Annotated in this window: 17 protein-coding genes and 1 pseudogene; all 18 read left to right on the forward strand. The window is 68.1% G+C overall.

From position 1 onward, the window contains the following. Positions 1 to 197: 197 nt before the first annotated feature. Positions 198 to 365, forward strand: coding sequence for a hypothetical protein (locus FEI13_RS03130; protein ID WP_204758338.1), 168 nt, complete (start codon positions 198 to 200; stop codon positions 363 to 365). Beyond that, on the forward strand, positions 332 to 577 hold the full coding sequence (locus tag FEI13_RS19235; protein ID WP_204758339.1) for an ATP-binding cassette domain-containing protein: 246 nt from the start codon (positions 332 to 334) through the stop codon (positions 575 to 577). The genes FEI13_RS03130 and FEI13_RS19235 overlap by 34 nt, the downstream gene beginning before the upstream one ends. A gap of 47 nt (positions 578 to 624) precedes the next feature. Further along, positions 625 to 753: a hypothetical protein gene (locus FEI13_RS19600; protein WP_275668704.1), complete on the forward strand. Its 129-nt coding sequence runs from the start codon at positions 625 to 627 to the stop codon at positions 751 to 753. Between the two features lie 102 nt (positions 754 to 855). Then, the gene (locus FEI13_RS03135; protein WP_138179431.1) at positions 856 to 1,443 is read left to right on the forward strand and encodes a peroxidase-related enzyme; all 588 of its coding nucleotides are present in this window, start codon (positions 856 to 858) and stop codon (positions 1,441 to 1,443) included. 107 nt (positions 1,444 to 1,550) lie between these two features. After that, positions 1,551 to 4,670, forward strand: a complete 3,120-nt coding sequence (locus FEI13_RS03140; protein WP_138179433.1) for a DEAD/DEAH box helicase — start codon at positions 1,551 to 1,553, stop codon at positions 4,668 to 4,670. Positions 4,671 to 4,872: 202 nt separating this feature from the next. After that, positions 4,873 to 5,829: pseudogene (locus tag FEI13_RS03145) on the forward strand (SLC5/6 family protein); the annotation flags it as partial. A gap of 68 nt (positions 5,830 to 5,897) precedes the next feature. Next, a complete protein-coding gene (locus FEI13_RS03150; RefSeq protein WP_138179435.1) occupies positions 5,898 to 7,526 on the forward strand; it encodes a hypothetical protein in 1,629 nt (542 codons plus the stop codon). Then, positions 7,523 to 9,211, forward strand: a complete 1,689-nt coding sequence (gene ilvD / locus FEI13_RS03155) for a dihydroxy-acid dehydratase (protein ID WP_138179437.1) — start codon at positions 7,523 to 7,525, stop codon at positions 9,209 to 9,211. The genes FEI13_RS03150 and ilvD overlap by 4 nt, the downstream gene beginning before the upstream one ends. 13 nt (positions 9,212 to 9,224) lie before the next feature. Next, positions 9,225 to 10,466, forward strand: coding sequence for an arginine deiminase (locus FEI13_RS03160; protein WP_138179439.1), 1,242 nt, complete (start codon positions 9,225 to 9,227; stop codon positions 10,464 to 10,466). A gap of 156 nt (positions 10,467 to 10,622) precedes the next feature. Then, the gene (gene atpD, locus FEI13_RS03165) at positions 10,623 to 12,017 is read left to right on the forward strand and encodes a F0F1 ATP synthase subunit beta (protein WP_138179441.1); all 1,395 of its coding nucleotides are present in this window, start codon (positions 10,623 to 10,625) and stop codon (positions 12,015 to 12,017) included. Then, positions 12,014 to 12,427: an ATPase gene (locus tag FEI13_RS03170; RefSeq protein ID WP_138179443.1), complete on the forward strand. Its 414-nt coding sequence runs from the start codon at positions 12,014 to 12,016 to the stop codon at positions 12,425 to 12,427. Before atpD ends, FEI13_RS03170 begins: the two co-directional genes overlap by 4 nt. Then, positions 12,424 to 12,732, forward strand: coding sequence for an AtpZ/AtpI family protein (locus FEI13_RS03175; RefSeq protein ID WP_138179445.1), 309 nt, complete (start codon positions 12,424 to 12,426; stop codon positions 12,730 to 12,732). The genes FEI13_RS03170 and FEI13_RS03175 overlap by 4 nt, the downstream gene beginning before the upstream one ends. Further along, positions 12,719 to 13,024: an N-ATPase subunit AtpR gene (locus FEI13_RS03180; RefSeq protein ID WP_138179447.1), complete on the forward strand. Its 306-nt coding sequence runs from the start codon at positions 12,719 to 12,721 to the stop codon at positions 13,022 to 13,024. Before FEI13_RS03175 ends, FEI13_RS03180 begins: the two co-directional genes overlap by 14 nt. Then, positions 13,015 to 13,749, forward strand: coding sequence for a F0F1 ATP synthase subunit A (locus tag FEI13_RS03185; RefSeq protein WP_138179449.1), 735 nt, complete (start codon positions 13,015 to 13,017; stop codon positions 13,747 to 13,749). The genes FEI13_RS03180 and FEI13_RS03185 overlap by 10 nt, the downstream gene beginning before the upstream one ends. Continuing rightward, the gene (locus FEI13_RS03190) at positions 13,746 to 14,033 is read left to right on the forward strand and encodes a F0F1 ATP synthase subunit C (RefSeq protein WP_138179451.1); all 288 of its coding nucleotides are present in this window, start codon (positions 13,746 to 13,748) and stop codon (positions 14,031 to 14,033) included. Before FEI13_RS03185 ends, FEI13_RS03190 begins: the two co-directional genes overlap by 4 nt. 3 nt (positions 14,034 to 14,036) lie before the next feature. Continuing rightward, complete coding sequence (locus tag FEI13_RS03195; protein WP_138179453.1) at positions 14,037 to 14,807, forward strand: F0F1 ATP synthase subunit B family protein; 771 nt, start codon at positions 14,037 to 14,039, stop codon at positions 14,805 to 14,807. Next, a complete protein-coding gene (locus FEI13_RS03200; protein ID WP_138179455.1) occupies positions 14,797 to 16,329 on the forward strand; it encodes a F0F1 ATP synthase subunit alpha in 1,533 nt (510 codons plus the stop codon). The genes FEI13_RS03195 and FEI13_RS03200 overlap by 11 nt, the downstream gene beginning before the upstream one ends. Further along, positions 16,313 to 17,257: a F0F1 ATP synthase subunit gamma gene (locus FEI13_RS03205; RefSeq protein WP_138179457.1), complete on the forward strand. Its 945-nt coding sequence runs from the start codon at positions 16,313 to 16,315 to the stop codon at positions 17,255 to 17,257. Before FEI13_RS03200 ends, FEI13_RS03205 begins: the two co-directional genes overlap by 17 nt. Positions 17,258 to 17,263 lie beyond the last annotated feature (6 nt).

Genomic DNA, 17,263 nt, shown 5'->3' on the forward strand with positions numbered 1-17,263 from the left:
GGACGTCGGGAACGGGCCTGGCTCCCCCGCCCGGGCAAGCGGGCCGCTCATCGAAAAATAATGACCGAGCCCGGCTCGAGGTGCAATCCTCGTGGGGGCGGTGACCTGGTGACCCCGGACGTCTCGGAGACGGGCTGCTCGCCCTGACGCCTCCCGCCCCTCCCGGGCGGCCTGCCTGACCCACCGGGGAGTCCACTATGCAGAGCTTCATTGCCGCACCGCTGAATAGCCTCGACATCGCCTTGCTGCTCTTCGTCATAGCCGTCGGCCTCAACATCATCTTCGGCGTGCTCAACGTCATCAACTTCAACTTCGCCCATGGGCCCTCTACATGCTGGGCGCCTACTTCGCCTACACGGCGATGATGCTGCGCCTGGCCTCGCGCGACCGCGAGATCATCGACGAGGCCTATGGCCTTCTCGAACGGCTAGGGCTCGAGGCCATGGCCGAGCAGCGAGCCGGGGTGCTCAGCTACGGCGACAAGCGGCTGCTCGAGATCGCCGCCCGCACCTGCTGCTGCTCGACGAGCCCAACGAGGGTCTGGCGCCGGTCATCGTCCACCAGATCGGTGAGCTGATCGACGACCTGGCGAGCACCACCACGATCCTCTTCACCGACCAGAGCGTGCCCTTCGCCCTGCGCCATGCCCAGAAGGCCTACATCCTGCAGAAGGGGCAGGTCGCCTATGCCGGCACCACCGCCGAGCTGCGCGAGAACCCCGACTTCCAGGAGCGCTACCTCTCCGTGGCCTGAGCGGGGTGGTTCGATTACGTCGAAGGGACCATGGCCAAGAGCCTGACGTTGACGTTAACTGGCAGATGGCCCAAGACAACAACCACAACGTCAGGAATCATCATGTCCGCGCCGATCAGCCGCTTCCCCATCCCCGAATCGATCCACGACCTGCCCGACGACCTCCGCGACGCCATGCTGGCGGTGCAGGAGAAGGCCGGCTTCGTGCCCAATGTCTTTTTGATGCTGGCCCACCGTCCGGCCGAGTTTCGCGCCTTCTTTGCCTACCACGACGCCCTGATGGAGCGGGAGTCCGACACGCTGACCAAGGCCGAGAAGGAGATGATCGTGGTGGCCACCAGCGCCCGCAACCGCTGCCTCTACTGCGTGGTGGCCCACGGCGCCCTGGTGCGGATCTACAGCAAGGATCCGCTGCTCGCCGACCAGGTGGCCATCAACCACCGCACCGCGCCGATCAGCGAGCGCCACCGCGTGATGCTGGACTTCGCCCTCTACTGCGGCCTGGAGGTGGGGGAACTCACCGACGAATGGGAGGCGCGCCTGAAGACCGCCGGCTTCACCCACGACGATATCTGGGACATCGGCGCCATCACCGCCTTCTTCGGCCTCTCCAACCGGCTGGTCACCCTGACCGGCACGCCGCCCAACGAGGAGTTCTACCTGATGGGAAGGGTGCCGAAGGAGAAGTAGGAGAGGTAAGAAGCCGGTTTTGACAGGCGAGTAGTGCCGCAGGTGTCTAAAGAAAGGCGATTGCTGTTACCTTCAGTGGCAATTGCAGGGAAGGAGGTAGGTAACACATGGATCGGCTACCGGAAGGCCTCTACGAACGGCTGCTCGATGAGGAGCTCAAGGTGCAGCTGGATGCGCACCCAGATCTCAGGCCGGTGCTCCGCGCGCTCGATGACGAAACGGCGCCCCACGCCTACTCGCAATTTATCAGCCAGTTGCTCCACCGCGCCCTGCGGATCGTAGACGCCAAAGATCGGCTGCCACTGATTAACCGCATCATCGAGATTGTATCGGCCACAGACGGGCTCGATTACCTGACTCGCAAACGGCTGATTAGCCGCGACAAGCCCTTACTCACCGAGATCGGTCATCTCGGTGAGCCGCTACCCCGACCGCATACACCGCTTGCCACCAGTGCATTGCTCACTGGCCTCGGGCATGACCCGCCTCTTGAGCATGAACTGCGGGCAGAGATGGCCACGGCAGATGGCGTCGATATTCTGGTCTCGTTCATAAAGTGGTCCGGACTGCGGCTACTGATGCCGGCCCTAGAATGCCTGGCCGGTCGGGGCGTCCCGGTGCGCCTGATTTCCACCAGCTACATGGGTGCCAGCGACCCGACGGCACTGGAGTGGCTGACCCGCCAGCCTAACGTCACCGTTCGCGTTTCCTACGATACTGGTGGCACTCGTTTGCACGCCAAGGCCTACCTTTTTCGGCGGGATAGCGGCTATTCCACGGCCTATATTGGTTCGGCGAATATGTCCCATTCGGCGATGACCCAGGGACTGGAGTGGACCGTCAAGGTCACCGAGCAGGATATGAGGCATATTCTGGAACGGTTTGCTGCCGAGTTCTCCGCCTACTGGGAGAGCGACGAGTTTGAACCTTACACCGAGGCGGATTTCACCCGTTTCCGGCAAGCGATCGCGGCACATAAAGAGCGTGATCGACGTGGGGTGACCTTCTTTGCCGAGATAACGCCGCGGCCGTTTCAGCTGCGGATTCTGGAGGCGATCGACGCCGCGCGTCAGCGTGGCTCCTACCGAAACCTAGTGGTAGCAGCCACCGGCACCGGAAAAACCGTGATCTCGGCGCTGGATTATCGACGGATCTGCGAGCGTGAGGGGCGCCAAGTGGCGCTGTTGTTTGTCGCCCACCGCAAGGAGATACTCGAGCAGGCTCAGGCCTGTTTCCGCACCGTGCTGCGCAATCAGAACTTCGGCGAACTCTGGGTAGGCGGGCAGACGCCGACAGAGCACCGCCACCTATTTATCTCGGTGCAGACGCTCAATCGGCAGCGGCCTTGGGAAAGTCTTGGTGCTGAGCACTTTCATTATGTGGTTATCGATGAGGCCCATCATGGTGCTGCCAGCAGCTATCGGGCGCTGTTCGATGAGCTGAGTCCGAAACTGTTGCTAGGCTTGACCGCTACACCAGAGCGGACGGATGGCAGCAGTATCCTGCCGGACTTCGGCGGTGACTTCGCCGCGGAGATTCGACTCCCCGAGGCGCTGGAAGAAAAGTTGCTGTGCCCCTTTCATTACTTCGGCGTTAGCGACAGCATCGATCTCGGTGATGAAAGCCTATGGCGGAATGGGCGATATGACGCCCGACAGCTCGAGAACCTGCTAACCGGCGACGACTTTCGTGCTCGCCAGCGCGTCGATACCGTCAGGCAGGCGTTGGAACGCTATCAGCCTGATCTCCGTGGCTTGCGTGCGGTGGGGTTCTGCGCCGGCGTGCGGCACGCCGAGTATATGGCTCAGAGCTTCAACGCACTTGGCAGCGAGTATCGGGCCGCCGTGCTGGTCGGCGATACCCCGGCGGAGCTCCGTGCCGAGCGTCTGCGGGAGTTTCGCGAGGGCAAGTTGCCATTTCTGTTTACCGTGGATGTTCTCAGCGAGGGCGTCGACGTTCCCGATATCAACCTGGTGATGTTCCTGCGACCCACCGAAAGCCTGACGGTGTTCCTACAGCAGCTGGGGCGAGGACTACGCCATGCCCCGGGCAAGGAGTGCCTGACCGTGTTGGACTTCGTGGGCCAGACCCACCGGCGCTACCGGCTCGATACCAAGTTCACTGCATTGCTTTCCGGCCAGCGGCAGCGCCTGGATCGCGAGGTAGAGGCTGACTTCCCGAGCCTGCCGCCGGGGTGCAGCATCCAGCTCGAGCGGGTCGCACGGGAAAGAGTGCTAAGCAAGATTCGTGCGGTGTTGAGTGATTTGAATCAGTTCATTCCTGAGACCCTTCGCACTTGGGCGGAAGAGGTGGGCAAGCCTCTCACCTTTGGACGATTCCTGGAAGTTACGGGGCTCTCTCCCGTTCAGGTGCTGGCGCGCCGTAGCTGGTCGGAGTGGAAGGCCTCGGCTGAGCGTCAGCCGCCGCCCAACGATCCAGATATTGATCAGGCCCGTAAGGCGCTGTCACGCATCGCTCTGCGTAGCGATCCCGCGCTGCTGTCGGCCGTCGAAACACTTGGCCGCCGGGATAGCAGTGTTAATGAAACTCTGGAGCGCTATGACACCGCGCAGCAAACGGCGCTGCACTATCTGCTGTGGGGGAGAAAGGGCGGCCTGGTCGGTGTAGACAGCCTCAAGCAGTCGCTGCAGAAGTGGCGTGACAATCCTAGCGTAGCCGCCGATGCCGCGGAGATCGCTGCTTGGCGGCGTGCCCATCGGCGAGTGCCGTTGCGCCTCCTTGATGACCTGCCGTTCGACTGCGGGCTGCAGCTACATGGCGCCTACGGCACCGCCGAGATCAAGGCTGCGCTGGGCCTGGCTAGCTTGGAGAAGCCCGGTGCCACCGGCGTCGGTGTTATTCATGCTAAGGACATACGTGCCTACATCCATTTGGTCACCTTCCATAAAGACGATGGTGACTTCTCGCCCACCACGCGTTATCGCGACTATCCCATCAGCCGAACGCTGCTGCACTGGGAGAGCCAGTCGAATACCACACAGACCAGTTCGACGGGGCAGAACTACCTCCATTTCGAGGAGCGCGGCTATACGATTCTGTTCTTCGCGCGTCTGACCAAGCGTATCGAGGGCGAGACGGCGCCATTTATCTTCCTGGGCCCCGCCCAGGCGCTAAACCGTTATGAGGGAGAGCGCCCTATCGCCATGACGTGGGAGTTGGCATACCCGATGCCAGCGGAACTCTTCGAGGAGGCACGGCCCGCTTAGCAGGTCGTGGTCTGGGTCGGTTCCCGCCCCGGGAATAGGTGCTGGATCTCCCGCCGTATTCCGGCGCTTGGCAAGACTGGCCGCCAGGGTCGGGCTAGAGCTATGATGCCCCCGCGATCCCACAAACCATTCACTTGTCGCCAGGGGAGTCTCGCTGCCGCACGCGTCGGCCGGGGCTGAGAGAGCGCATGGCGCTGACCCCTCCGAGGTGCCACCGGCGCTGGTGGTGATCGGCGTGGCGATCTCCACGCTGCTCTACACCGCAGTGGGTGGGCTGCGGGCGAGCCTCGCCACCGACCGCTGGCAGGCCTGGCTGCTGATCGCCCTGCTGGCGCTGGTCGGCGGGGTGGCGCTTTCGCGCCTGCCCGAGATGCCGGTGGCGGCGGCCCTGCCGTCGATCCCGGCCGGCGACGCGCTCGCCGTGGCGCTGACCCTGGTGATCGCGGTGACGGCGGCGAACCTCTTTCATCAGGGCTACTGGCAGCGGGTATGGGCGGCGCGGGACGACCGCGCCCTGGGCCGCGGCGCCTGGCTCGGCGGCGGCATCACCGTGCTGGTGGTGATGGTGGTCGGCGGGCTCGGCATGCTGGCCGCCATGGCCGCCATGGCCGGCGTGGCGATGGGCGAACCGCCGATTCCCTTCTTCGCGCTGCTTTCCGAGGCACCGGGCTGGCTGGCGCTGCCGGCGCTGGTGCTGGCGGTCACCCTGGTGGCTTCCAGCGTGGATACCCTGCAGAACGGCATCGCCTCGCTGGTGGTGGCCGGGTCCGGTAGGCGCGGCCTCTCCATCGGCGCGGCGCGCCTGGCCACCGTGGCGCTGATGGTGCCGGTGGTGATCGTGGCGCTGCAGGGGCTCTCGGTGCTGCGCCTGTTCCTGATCGCCGACCTCCTCTGTGCCGCCATCGTGGTGCCGGTGCTGCTGGGCCTGTGGTCGCGGATGAGCGCCGTCGCCGCGGTGGCCGGCGGCGTGGCGGGCATGCTCGGCGCCATCCTGCCGGGCTGGGTGGCCCAGGGCAGCCTCGCCGCCGGCGTGCTGACGGAGAGCTTCCCCGGCAGCATCCCGACCCTGCCGCCGTTTCTCGGCGCGCTGCTGCTCTCCAGCCTGGTCAGCCTGCTGATCGCCGGGCTCTGGCCGGTAAAGCGGACGCGTCCGGCCTGAGACGTTGCCACTTCGCGGGCGGGCGCCCACCCTGAGAGGGCCGATCCGCGTTCTCGAGGAACCGCCCCATGCCCGTCTGGTCACCGGTGCGCCTAGGGGGGCTTGTGCTGTTCGGGCTGCTGGCGGGCTGTGCCGCCGGCCCCGACTGGCGATCGGATGTCGTCGGGCACGACCCGCTGGACGCCCGCTGCCTGGAGCGGCTGGCGGCCTTCGATGCGGTGGTGTCCGACGCCGGGGTGACCGATGCCGGGGCGGCGCGGGTCGCCGGCTTCCCCTACCTGCGCGTCGACCGGCTGCTCGCGAGCTTCGATGACGAGCTCGACACTCCCGCGGCCTTCGCCGACTGGGTGACCCGGATGCGCGAGTTGGACGGCGAGGCGCGCGCCATCGAGGCCGCCAACCTGCCGGCCGTCGACCGGGAGACGCTCTCGCCGCCTTCCGTCGCGGCCCCGGCCGCGGCCGTCAATGCCTGCGCCACGCGCCTGATGCAGCGTGAGCTGCTGGCCGAGGAGGGCACCGGACTGGCCCGCGAGCGGCTGCGGTCGGCGGTCGAGGCCCCCGATCACTACCTGACCTGGCGCCGGGCGCTGGGGCTCTATCCCCTGACTCGCCTCGGCCTGGCGGTCGGCTACAATCGCTGGAAGGTGAGCCATCTGGACACCTTCGAGGCACCGTTCGCGACGCTGCCGGCCGAGGCGCCCCTGGTGCGCTATGCGCCGCCCGGCCGACCTCGCGATGCCGCCGTCGCCGAGCGGTGGCTCAGCGAGGCGCCACGCAGCCCGCTCGGCTTCGTCGAGCTCGATCGCGAGGCGCTGCTGCGCCTGGCGGCGCACCATGCCCCGGTGTTTCTCGTCGAGACCCGGGGGCACGATGACCGGTTCGGCGCGCCCTACTGGTTTGCCGGGCCCGAAGGCCCATTGCCGCGGGTGGACACCACCCGTCCCGTGGCCGACGTGCGATTGAGCCATACGCGCTTCGCGGGCGAGCTGTTGCCGCAGCTGGTCTACACCCTGTGGTTCCCGGCGCGACCTCGGCAGGGCGCGCTGGATCTGCTCGGCGGCCGCCTCGATGGCCTGGTGTGGCGGGTTACCCTGGACGAGCGGGGGCGTCCGCTGATCCACGACAGCATCCATCCCTGTGGCTGCTATCACCTCTTCTTTCCCGTGCCGCCCCTCGAGCGCGTCGCGGTGGCCGCGGACGCGGACCTGCGCGAGGCGCCGCTGACGCCCATCGCGGCACCCCGCCTGGTGGCGGGGCAGCGGCTCGCGGTGCGCGTCGCCGCCGTCAGCCACTACGTGGAGCACCTCGGCGTGGTGGACCCCGGCGTCGACGTTGCAGAGGCGCGCCGCTACGCACTCAAGGCGGTGTCGGCGCCGCCCGATCATGGCCGTCGATCCCTGGTGCTGCCCGGTGGCGGACGGCGCAGCCTCTATGGTCCCGAGGGTCTGGTGGCGCATACTGGGCGCCTCGAGCGATTCCTGCTGTGGCCATCGGGCATCCTGAGCCCTGGCGCCATGCGCCAGTGGGGGACCCATGCCACCGTTTTCGTAGGCCGGCGCCATTTCGACGACCCCCGGCTATTCGAGGCGGCCTTCGAATGGCCGGCCGCGCCCGTCGCCGCGACGAGCGACGTTGCCACACTCGACGACCACCCCCGGGGCGACCCCCCGACACTGCAAGAGGAGACCCGACCATGAGTGACACACCGGACGATCCCCGCCGCCGCCATTCCGCACAGGTCGTGGATGGCGTCGGCAAGTCCGCCAGCCGCGCCATGCTCCGGGCGGTGGGCTTCACCGACGCCGACTTCGCCAAGCCCCAGGTCGGCATCGCCTCGACCTGGAGCAACCTCACCCCCTGCAACAGCCATATCGACGAGCTGGCACGACGGGCCAGCGACGGCGCCGATGCGGCCGGCGGCAAGGGCGTGATCTTCAATACCATCACCATCTCCGACGGCATCGCCAACGGTACCGAAGGCATGAAGTACTCGCTGGTATCGCGGGAGGTGATCGCCGACTCCATCGAGACGGTGGCCGGCTGCGAGGGCTTCGACGGCCTGGTGGCCATCGGCGGCTGCGACAAGAACATGCCGGGCTGCCTGATGGGGCTGGCGCGACTCGATCGTCCCAGTGTCTTCGTCTACGGCGGCACCATCCTGCCGGGCGAGGGCCACACCGATATCGTCTCGGTGTTCGAGGCCATGGGGGCCCACTCCCGCGGCGACATGGACCTGATCGAGGTGAAGCAGATCGAGGAGACGGCGATTCCCGGCCCCGGTTCCTGCGGGGGCATGTACACCGCCAACACCATGGCCTCGGCCATCGAGGCGCTGGGCATGAGCCTGCCGGGCAGCTCGGCGCAGAATGCCGTCTCCCGGGACAAGCGAGAGGACTGTGAGGCCGCCGGTGCGGCGGTGCTCGCGCTGCTCGAGCGCGACATCAAGCCCTCTGACATCATGACGCGCCAAGCCTTCGAGAACGCCATCACCCTGGTGATCGCGCTGGGCGGCTCCACCAACGCCGTGCTGCACCTGATCGGCATGGCCAGCACCATCGGCGTCGAGCTGACGCTTGCCGACTTCACCGAGATCGGCAAGCGCGTGCCGGTGGTCGCCGACCTGCGCCCCAGCGGCCACTACATGATGAGCGAGCTGGTGGCGATCGGCGGCATCCAGCCGCTGATGAAGACCCTGCTCGAGGCAGGCCTGCTGCACGGCGACTGTCTGACCGTCACCGGCCGCACCCTCGCCGAGAACCTGGCCGAGGTCGCGCCGTATCCCGATGACCAGGAGATCATCGCCTCGCTGGACCGCCCCGTGAAGGCCGAGAGCCACCTGCGCATCCTCCACGGCAACCTGGCGCCGGAAGGGGCGGTGGCCAAGATCACCGGCAAGGAGGGCACGCGCTTCTCCGGCTCCGCCCGGGTGTTCGGCTCCGAGGAGGAGGCCCAGGCGCGCATCAACGACGGCACCGTGGTGGCCGGCGACGTGGTGGTGATCCGCTACGAGGGCCCCAAGGGCGGCCCCGGCATGCGCGAGATGCTCACGCCCACCTCGGCGATCATGGGCCGCGGGCTCGGCAGCGAGGTGGCGCTGATCACCGACGGGCGCTTCTCCGGCGGCAGCCACGGCTTCGTGGTGGGCCACGTGACGCCCGAGGCCTTCGACGGCGGCCCCCTGGCGCTGGTGGAGGACGGCGACCAGATCACCATCGACGCCGAGGCCGACACCATCGACGTCGCGCTCACCGACGAGGAGCTGATGCGTCGCCGCGCCGCCTGGCGCCAGCCCGAACCGCGCTACGCACGCGGAGTGCTGTCGAAGTACGCGCGCACGGTGAGTTCGGCCTCTACCGGGGCGGTGACCGACCTGCCGAGCTGAGCCGGACCGAGCCATGGCGGACGCGTTCGGCGTGCACTCCGAGACCGGCACCCTGCGGCAGGTGATCGTCTGCCGCCCGGGGCGGGCCCATCGGCGGCTGACGCCCTCCAACTGTCGGGCCCTGCTGTTCGACGACGTGTTCTGGGTCAAGCAGGCCCAGCGCGATCACGACGTCTTCGTCGACGTGATGCGGGGCCGGGGCGTGGAGGTGCTCGACGTCAACGACCTGCTGGCCGAGACTCTCGACAACGAGAAGGCGCGCGCCTGGCTGCTGGACCACCGGATCACCCGAAACCACATCGGGGTAGGGATGGTGGCTGACCTGCGCGCCTGGCTGGATGCGCTACCGAGCGCAGGCCTCGCCGAGGACCTGATCGGTGGGCTCGAGGTGGGCGATCTGCCCTTCGATCCGGCGGGGCTGTTCGGTAATCATCTCGGCCCTCTCGGTTTCGTGCTGCCACCCCTGCCCAACCTCCTGTTCACCCGGGACAGCAGCGCCTGGATCCAGGACGGCGTCACCCTCAACCCGATGCACTGGAGCGCCCGACGGCCGGAAACCCTGGTGATGGCGACCATCTACGCCTTTCACCCTCGGTTCGCCGGCCGGGTGAGGGTGGAGTGGGGCGACCCACTCGTCGACCATGGCCTCGCCACCCTGGAGGGTGGGGACATCATGCCGCTGGACCATGGCACGCTCCTGGTAGGCATGGGCGAGCGCTCCTCGCCCCAGGCCATCGGTCAGTTGGCCGAAGCCCTGTTCGCCAGGGCCCGGTTCGCGAACGGCCGCGTGCATCGGGTGATCGCCTGCCAGCTCCCCAGGACCCGCGCGGCCATGCATCTGGATACGGTGTTCACCCTGTGCGGGGGCAATGTGGCGACCGCCTTCCAGGAGGTCGCCGATGCGGTGACCTGCTTCGACCTGCGCCCCGGCGAGGGCGGCAAGCCGCTGACGTTCCGGCGCGACCCGCGCCATCTCTTCGCAGTGGTCGCGGAGGCCCTCGGCTACCCGGCGCTCACGGTGGTGCCCACCGGTGGCGATACGCCGGAAGAGCGCGAGCGTGAGCAGTGGAGCGATGGCAACAACGTGCTGGCGCTGAGCCCCGGTGTCGTCGTCGGCTACGACCGCAACGACGACACCAATGCGGCGCTCGAGGCGGCGGGCATCGAGGTGCTGGCCATTCCCGGCGCCGAGCTGGGGCGCGGCCGTGGCGGCGGGCGCTGCATGAGCTGCCCGACCCGCCGCGATCCACTCTGACGGGCACGCGGGCGCGTCACGACCCTCGCGGTCCCCCTCCGCGCCACCGCGTTCTTTGAGGGGTGCGTCAATGACGCACTCCCTTCATGGTGCGAATCGGAACTACACTGCCATCGAGCACCGCAGCATCGGCCGGGAAGAGCGCAGGAGGCGACGATGACGCAGCAGGATGACCAGGCAGGGGCCGAGCGCGAACCGGGCAGCATCGTCGCCATTCGTGGCGGCGTGCTGGACGTCAGGTTTGCCGGGCAGGTCCCCGGCATCCGGGAGCTGCTCTATGCCGGGAAGATCGGCCTGGAGGTGGCCGGCCTGGCGGACGATGGGGTGGTGCGCTGCATGGCGCTGGGGCCGGTCAGGGGGCTGGGGCTCGGCATGCCGGTGCGCACCACCGGCGCGCCGATCAGCGTGCCGGTCGGCGATGCCGTCCTCGGGCGCATGCTCAACGTGTTCGGCGTACCGATCGACCGCAAGCCCGCCCCGGCGAGCGAGAACCGGCGCTCCATCCACCAGCCATCGCCGCGGCTCGAGGATCGGGTCGTGCGCAGCAGGATCCTGGAGACCGGCATCAAGGCCATCGACCTGCTGTCGCCCATCGAGCGGGGCGGCAAGACCGGCCTGTTCGGGGGGGCCGGCGTCGGCAAGACCGTGCTGATCACCGAGCTGATCAACAACACCGTGCAGCAGCACAAGGGCGTGAGCCTCTTCTGCGGCATCGGCGAGCGCTCCCGGGAGGCGGAAGAGCTCTACCGCGAGATGGGCGAGGCCGGCGTGCGCGACAACACCGTGATGCTGTTCGGCCAGATGAACGAGGTGCCCGGGGTGCGATTCCTGGTCGGCAAGACCGCGCTGACCATGGCGGAGTACTTCCGCGACGAGCAGCAGCGGGACGTGCTGCTGCTGATCGACAACATCTTCCGCTTCGTGCAGGCCGGCTCCGAGGTCTCCGGGCTGATGGGCCGCATGCCCTCGCGGGTCGGCTACCAGCCGACGCTGGCCACCGAGCTGGCGGAGCTGGAGGAGCGCATCACCTCTACCCGCCAGGCCGCCATTACCTCGGTCCAGGCCGTCTACGTGCCGGCCGACGACTTCACCGACCCCGCCGCCGCCCATATCTTCTCCCACCTCTCGGGCTCGGTGGTGCTGTCGCGCAAGCGGGCCAGCGAGGGCCTCTACCCGGCCATCGATCCCCTGGCCTCCTCCTCGGTCATGCTCACCTCCTCGGTGGTGGGGCAGCGGCACTACGACATCGCCCGGGCGGTGCGTCGCACCCTGGCCGAGTACGAGGAGCTTCGCGACATCATCGCCATGCTGGGCATCGAGGAGCTCTCGGCCGCCGACCGGGCCACCGTCGCCCGCGCTCGCCGGCTGGAGCGCTTCCTGACCCAGCCCTTCTTCACCACGAGCTCGTTCACCGGGACCGAGGGCAAGCGCGTGTCCATCGACGATACCCTCGAGGGGTGCGACACCATCCTGAACCAGACCCGTTTCGAGCATGACGAGGGCGACTACTACATGATCGGAGCCCTCTCCGACCTGGAGGGGGAGGCATGAGCCTGTCAGCCGAGATGCAGGTGACCCTGCGGCTGCCGACCCGGACCCTTTACGAGGGCCCGGCGACCCGGCTGTTTGCGGAGGCGGAAAACGGGGCCTTCGGGATGCTGCCGAACCATATCGACTTCGTCACCGCGCTGCTGCCCTCCGTGCTGATCCTGACCCTGGCGGACGGCGAGGAACGGATCTTCGGCATCGACGAGGGGATCCTGGTGAAGAAGGGTCATGACGTGGACATCGCCATCCGGCGGGGCGTCCAGGGCCGTGACCTGGCCTCGCTGAGGGAGACCGTACAGGAGAGCTTCGTCGAGGTGGATGAAGACGAGCGCGTGGCCCGCTCTGCCCTGTCTCGCCTGGAGGCGGGCATCGTGCGACGGTTTGCCGACCTGCAGCGGCCCAGGACGCCATGACCCGGAAGCGGAAGTCTCCGGTGGAGGACATCGGCCGTCGCGCCCGGCGCCGGGAGAGGGCGCGGCACGACCCGGGCGCGAGCCCGCTGCGGGGGCTCGGGGTCTTCGGCATGATCGGCTGGTCGATCGCGGTGCCCACCGTGGGCGGCGCCTTTCTTGGGCTGTGGCTCGACCGCCACATGCCGCAGGCGTTTCAGTGGACCCTTGCCCTGATCCTGGGGGGCGTGGCGCTGGGCAGCTTCATTGCCTGGGCCTGGGTCAGCAAGGAAGCGAACGACAAGGAGAGCGAGCATGATGACGATTGACTGGCACGCCGTGATCACCGGCTTCGGCGCCGGTATCGCCGTCAGTATCCTGTACTTCCTGGGCCTGGCGCTGAGCGTTCGCCTGGCGCTGCGCCGGTCCCGGCCCGCGGCCGTCCTGCTGCCCAGTGCGGCGCTACGGATCGGCCTGCTGTTGTCGGCCGGGTGGTGGGTGACCGACGGGGGCACCCTGGGCGGGGCCTTCGTGGGCTATGCGCTCGCCTTCTTCCTGGTGCGCTTCATCGCTACCCTGATGGCCCGGCTACCCCGGGTGAAGGAGGTCGGATGCAACTGACACCCGACGAGACGACGGTCTTCACCCTCTGGGGCCTCGGCATCAACGAGACCGTGGTCAATACCTGGATCGTCATGGCCATGCTGACCGTTGCCTCGATGCTCGTGACCCGGAAGCTGCGCCCGGACGTGCCGCCGAATCGCTGGCGAACGACCCTGGAGGTGATCGTCACAGGGATCCAGCGGCAGGTGGAGGACATCTCGCCGCAGTCGTCGCGCCACGTCCTCTACTTCTCGGGGACGCTGTTCTTGTTCATCGCGCTGTCCAACCTGCTGCTGGTCGTGCCGGGCTTCACGCCGCCCACCTCCTCGCTGTCGACCACGGCCGCCCTGGCCCTGTCGGTGTTGATCGCCGTGCCGCTGTTCGGCATCAGCCGCCAGGGCATCGGCGGCTACCTGAAGACCTACATCCAGCCCTCCATCATCATGCTGCCGTTCAACATCATCAGCGAGTTCTCCCGGGGGATCTCGCTGGCCATCCGCCTCTACGGCAACGTGATGAGCGGGGCGGTCATCGCCGGCATCCTGCTGGGCGTGGCGCCGTTCTTCTTTCCCGTGGTGATGGACGTGCTGGGCCTGCTGACCGGCCTGATCCAGGCCTACATCTTCGCCATCCTGGCGACTGTCTATATCTCGTCGGCCACGGCCCCTGTCCACAAGCCCGTCAAGACGCCGGGCCATGAGCCTGAGCGCGGACGTGACCATCACAAGGAGCAAGATCGATGACTGATGCAGCCCTTATTGCGGCCATTTCCATCTTCACCGCGGGACTGACAATGGCTTTCGGTGCGCTGGGCCCGGCGCTGGGGGAGGGCCGCGCCGCGGCCGCCGCCCTGACCGCCATCGCCCAGCAGCCGGACTCGGCCTCCACCCTGTCGCGCACCCTGTTTGTGAGCCTGGCCATGATCGAGTCCACGGCGATCTACTGCTTCGTGGTGGCGATGATCGTGCTGTTCGCCAATCCGTTCCTGGGTCAGTTTCTGCAAGCCACCCAACCGGCGGCAGGCTGAGCCATGTCGATCGACTGGGTCACGGTCCTCGCCCAGATCGCCAACTTCCTGGTGCTGGTCTGGCTGCTCAAGCGCTTCCTCTACAAGCCGATCCTCAAGGGCATCGATTCCCGCGAGGCCGAGATCGCCGCCCGGATGAGCGAGGCCACGCGCGCCAAGGAGAAGGCGGCCGCCGCCGAGGCGGACTTCGTGGCACGCCAGCAGAAGCTGCAGGCCGACCAGGACGCCTTGGCGGAGCGTGTGCGTGAGCAGGCGAAGCAACAGCGTGACGCCTTGCTGGCCGAGGCCCACGAGAAGATGGAGCAGGAGCGCCAGGACACCCAGGTGCACCTGGCCCGCGAGCGGGAGCGCTTCACGTCGGAGCTCTACAAGGCGAGTGCGGAGACGCTCTACCAGCTGGCCGGCCGGGCGTTGCACGACCTGGCCGATGAGCGCCTGGAGGAGCACATCGCCCTGCATGTGATCGGCAAGCTGGACCCGCTGTCGGACGAGCTGGCCTCAGCGGCCGAGCATGCCGAGGAAGCCGTAGCCACCACCCATGCCGCGTTGCCGGAGGGCGCCCGCCACGAGGTCGAGGCCGCCCTTGAGCAACGAGTACCCGGCCTTCCCCTGCGCTTCGCCACCGATGACAGCCAGTCCCCCGGCCTGGTCCTGCGCATCGGCAGCCTTCAGCTCGCCTGGACGGTCGACAGCTACACCGACGAGTTGGTCGAGCTGCTGGAGGAGCGCTTGGCCAGTGGCGAGTCGGGCAGGGTGAACGCGCATGGCGGATGAGTCACACCGGCCCGACGTGCAGGACTTCATCGACGTCCTGCTGGACAGCCCCGCCCCCTCGCCGGTACTGGCCGAGGTGGGGACGGTCGCCACGGTGGGCGATGGCATCGCCGTGGTCGCCGGGCTCGGTCGGGCCCTGGCGGATGAGCTGCTGGTGTTTGCCTCGGGGGTTCGCGGCGTGGTGCTGGACCTCGAGCCGGACCGGCTGGGGGTCGTGTTGTTGGGCCCCTCGGAGCGAGTGAGGGCCGGTGAGGATGTCTGGCGCACCCACAAGGTCATCAGTGTCCCCGTGGGACCGGGCCTGGTCGGCCGGGTGGTCGACGCTACTGGCCAGCCCCGGGACGGCAAGGGCAGGGTGACCGCCGTGGCCGAACGGCCGGTGGAGGCCCGGGCCCCGGACATCCTCAGCCGCGCGGCCGTCAGCCGCCCCCTGGCGACGGGCCTCAAGGCGGTCGATGCCGCGGTGCCGGTCGGCCTGGGGCAGCGGGAATTGATCATCGGCGACCGCCAGACCGGCAAGACCTCCATCGCGGTGGATACCATCCTCAATCAGTCACGCTCGGAGGTCCTGAGCATCTATTGCGCCATCGGCCAGCGCGGGGACGCGGTGGCCAGGGTCATCGAGGCGCTCCGGGCGAGCGGGCAACTGGCGAAGACGATCGTGGTCGTCGCCGGCGACGAGGACGCGCCGGGCCTGGCCTATATCGCGCCCTATGCGGCGATGACGATGGCGGAATTCTTCGCCGACCAGGCCCGGGACGTGCTGGTCGTCTTCGATGACCTCACCCATCACGCCCGCTCCTACCGGGAGCTCTCGCTGCTGCTGCGGCGACCGCCCGGGCGCGAGGCGTTCCCCGGGGACATCTTCTACGTGCATGCCAGGCTGCTCGAGCGGGCCGGCCAGTTCACCGAGGACGCCGGGGGCGGTTCCATCACCGCCCTGCCCGTGGTGGAGACCCAGGCGGAAAACCTCTCGGCCTACATCCCGACCAACCTCATCTCGATCACCGACGGCCAGATCTACCTGTCGCCGCGGCTGGTGCGCAAGAACCAGTTCCCGGCCGTGGACCTCGGGGTGTCGGTGTCGCGGGTGGGCGGCAAGGCCCAGCACCGCGCGTTCCGGGACGTCGCCGGTAACCTGCGCGTCACCCTCTCCCAGTTCGAGGAGCTGGAGGACTTTGCCCGCTTCGGCACCCGGCTGGATGACGCCACCCGGGCCCGCTTGAGCCGGGGCGCGGCGGTTCGGGCGGCATTGCGCCAGCCCGAGCGGGACCCGGTGCCGGCCGTGGAGCAGCTGCTGGTCCTGCTGGCGGCGATGGAGGGCATGTTCGACGGGCTGTCGGAGACCGAGGTGGTGGCCGCCATGGACACCATCCGGGCCTCGGTGGGGGATGCCCTGACGGGGGTCGCCACGCGCATCGCCCGCAACGAGCCCCTGGACGAGGAGGACCGCGCCGCCATCCTCGCGGTGGCGCGGACCGCCCTGGGAACGTCGGAGGACGGTCGTGACGCAGACGCTTGAAGCCCTCTCCCGCCGCCTTGATACGCTGACCAGCATCCGCGGGATCGTGCACACCATGAAGACGATCTCGGCCATCAATGCCGTGCCCTATGAGCGTGCCGCCCGCTCCATCGAGGCCTATCACCGGACGGTACGCAGCGGACTCCAGGCCTTCGTCGCCAGAGCCGGTCCCATCGCCATGCCGGCCGTGGAACCGGCCGACAGCGTCGTGGTGGTGTTCGGCTCCGACCATGGCCTGTGCGGCAACTACAATGAACTGCTCGCCGAGAAGGTGCAGGCGGAACTCGCGCCGACCACGGCCGGACACGCCGCCCTTCGGGTGCTGTGTGTCGGCGCCCAGATGCATGACGCCCTGGCCGGGCAGGGCCTCGGCCCCGAGAGCGTGCTGCTGCCGCCGGCCTCGGCGGATGGCATCGGGCGCCTGGCGGGCAGCATCGTCACCCGGCTGGACGACATCGGCGGCGGCGAGCCTCATCATCGTAAGGTCACGCTGGCCTTCACCCAGCGCGCCGGACGCGGGCAGCACGAGCCGGTGCTGATGCCGCTGCTGCCCCTGGGGCAGGCGTTCCTGTCGGAGCTCGCCGGGCGGCCATGGCAATCCCGCTCCCTGCCCGACTATTCGATGCCCAGCGCCGAGCTGTTTGCCGCCCTGTTGCGCAGCCATATCTTCGCCAGCGTCTTCCGGGCCTCGGCGGAGGCCATGGTCACCGAGAATGCCGCGCGGCTGGTTCTGATGCAGCAGGCCGAACAGTCGGTGGACGACCGCCTAGACGAGGTGAAGGGCCAGCGGCGATCGGTGCGCCAGGACAACATCACCACCGAGCTGTTGGACGTCATCATCGGCTTCGAGGCGCTGCGCAAGTCTCCCCGCAGTACTCCTCACAAGACGACTCGCCCCTCTCCTCGCAACACCCCCCGCCAGACCTGAGGGGCC

Source organism: Halomonas urmiana (genome assembly GCF_005780185.1).
Taxonomy (GTDB): Bacteria; Pseudomonadota; Gammaproteobacteria; order Pseudomonadales; family Halomonadaceae; genus Halomonas; species Halomonas urmiana.

Excerpts from the sequence above, each read along its gene's own strand:
- FEI13_RS03150 (WP_138179435.1), top strand. The coding sequence starts at position 5,898 with ATGCCCGTCTGGTCACCGGTGCGCCTAGGGGGGCTTGTGCTGTTCGGG.
- FEI13_RS03140 (WP_138179433.1), top strand. The coding sequence starts at position 1,551 with ATGGATCGGCTACCGGAAGGCCTCTACGAACGGCTGCTCGATGAGGAG.
- FEI13_RS03160 (WP_138179439.1), top strand. The coding sequence starts at position 9,225 with ATGGCGGACGCGTTCGGCGTGCACTCCGAGACCGGCACCCTGCGGCAG.
- FEI13_RS03130 (WP_204758338.1), top strand. The coding sequence starts at position 198 with ATGCAGAGCTTCATTGCCGCACCGCTGAATAGCCTCGACATCGCCTTG.
- FEI13_RS03175 (WP_138179445.1), top strand. The coding sequence starts at position 12,424 with ATGACCCGGAAGCGGAAGTCTCCGGTGGAGGACATCGGCCGTCGCGCC.
- FEI13_RS03135 (WP_138179431.1), top strand. The coding sequence starts at position 856 with ATGTCCGCGCCGATCAGCCGCTTCCCCATCCCCGAATCGATCCACGAC.
- FEI13_RS19235 (WP_204758339.1), top strand. The coding sequence starts at position 332 with ATGCTGGGCGCCTACTTCGCCTACACGGCGATGATGCTGCGCCTGGCC.
- FEI13_RS03195 (WP_138179453.1), top strand. The coding sequence starts at position 14,037 with ATGTCGATCGACTGGGTCACGGTCCTCGCCCAGATCGCCAACTTCCTG.
- FEI13_RS03180 (WP_138179447.1), top strand. The coding sequence starts at position 12,719 with ATGATGACGATTGACTGGCACGCCGTGATCACCGGCTTCGGCGCCGGT.
- atpD (WP_138179441.1), top strand. The coding sequence starts at position 10,623 with ATGACGCAGCAGGATGACCAGGCAGGGGCCGAGCGCGAACCGGGCAGC.
- FEI13_RS03190 (WP_138179451.1), top strand. The coding sequence starts at position 13,746 with ATGACTGATGCAGCCCTTATTGCGGCCATTTCCATCTTCACCGCGGGA.
- FEI13_RS03185 (WP_138179449.1), top strand. The coding sequence starts at position 13,015 with ATGCAACTGACACCCGACGAGACGACGGTCTTCACCCTCTGGGGCCTC.
- FEI13_RS03170 (WP_138179443.1), top strand. The coding sequence starts at position 12,014 with ATGAGCCTGTCAGCCGAGATGCAGGTGACCCTGCGGCTGCCGACCCGG.
- ilvD (WP_138179437.1), top strand. The coding sequence starts at position 7,523 with ATGAGTGACACACCGGACGATCCCCGCCGCCGCCATTCCGCACAGGTC.
- FEI13_RS03200 (WP_138179455.1), top strand. The coding sequence starts at position 14,797 with ATGGCGGATGAGTCACACCGGCCCGACGTGCAGGACTTCATCGACGTC.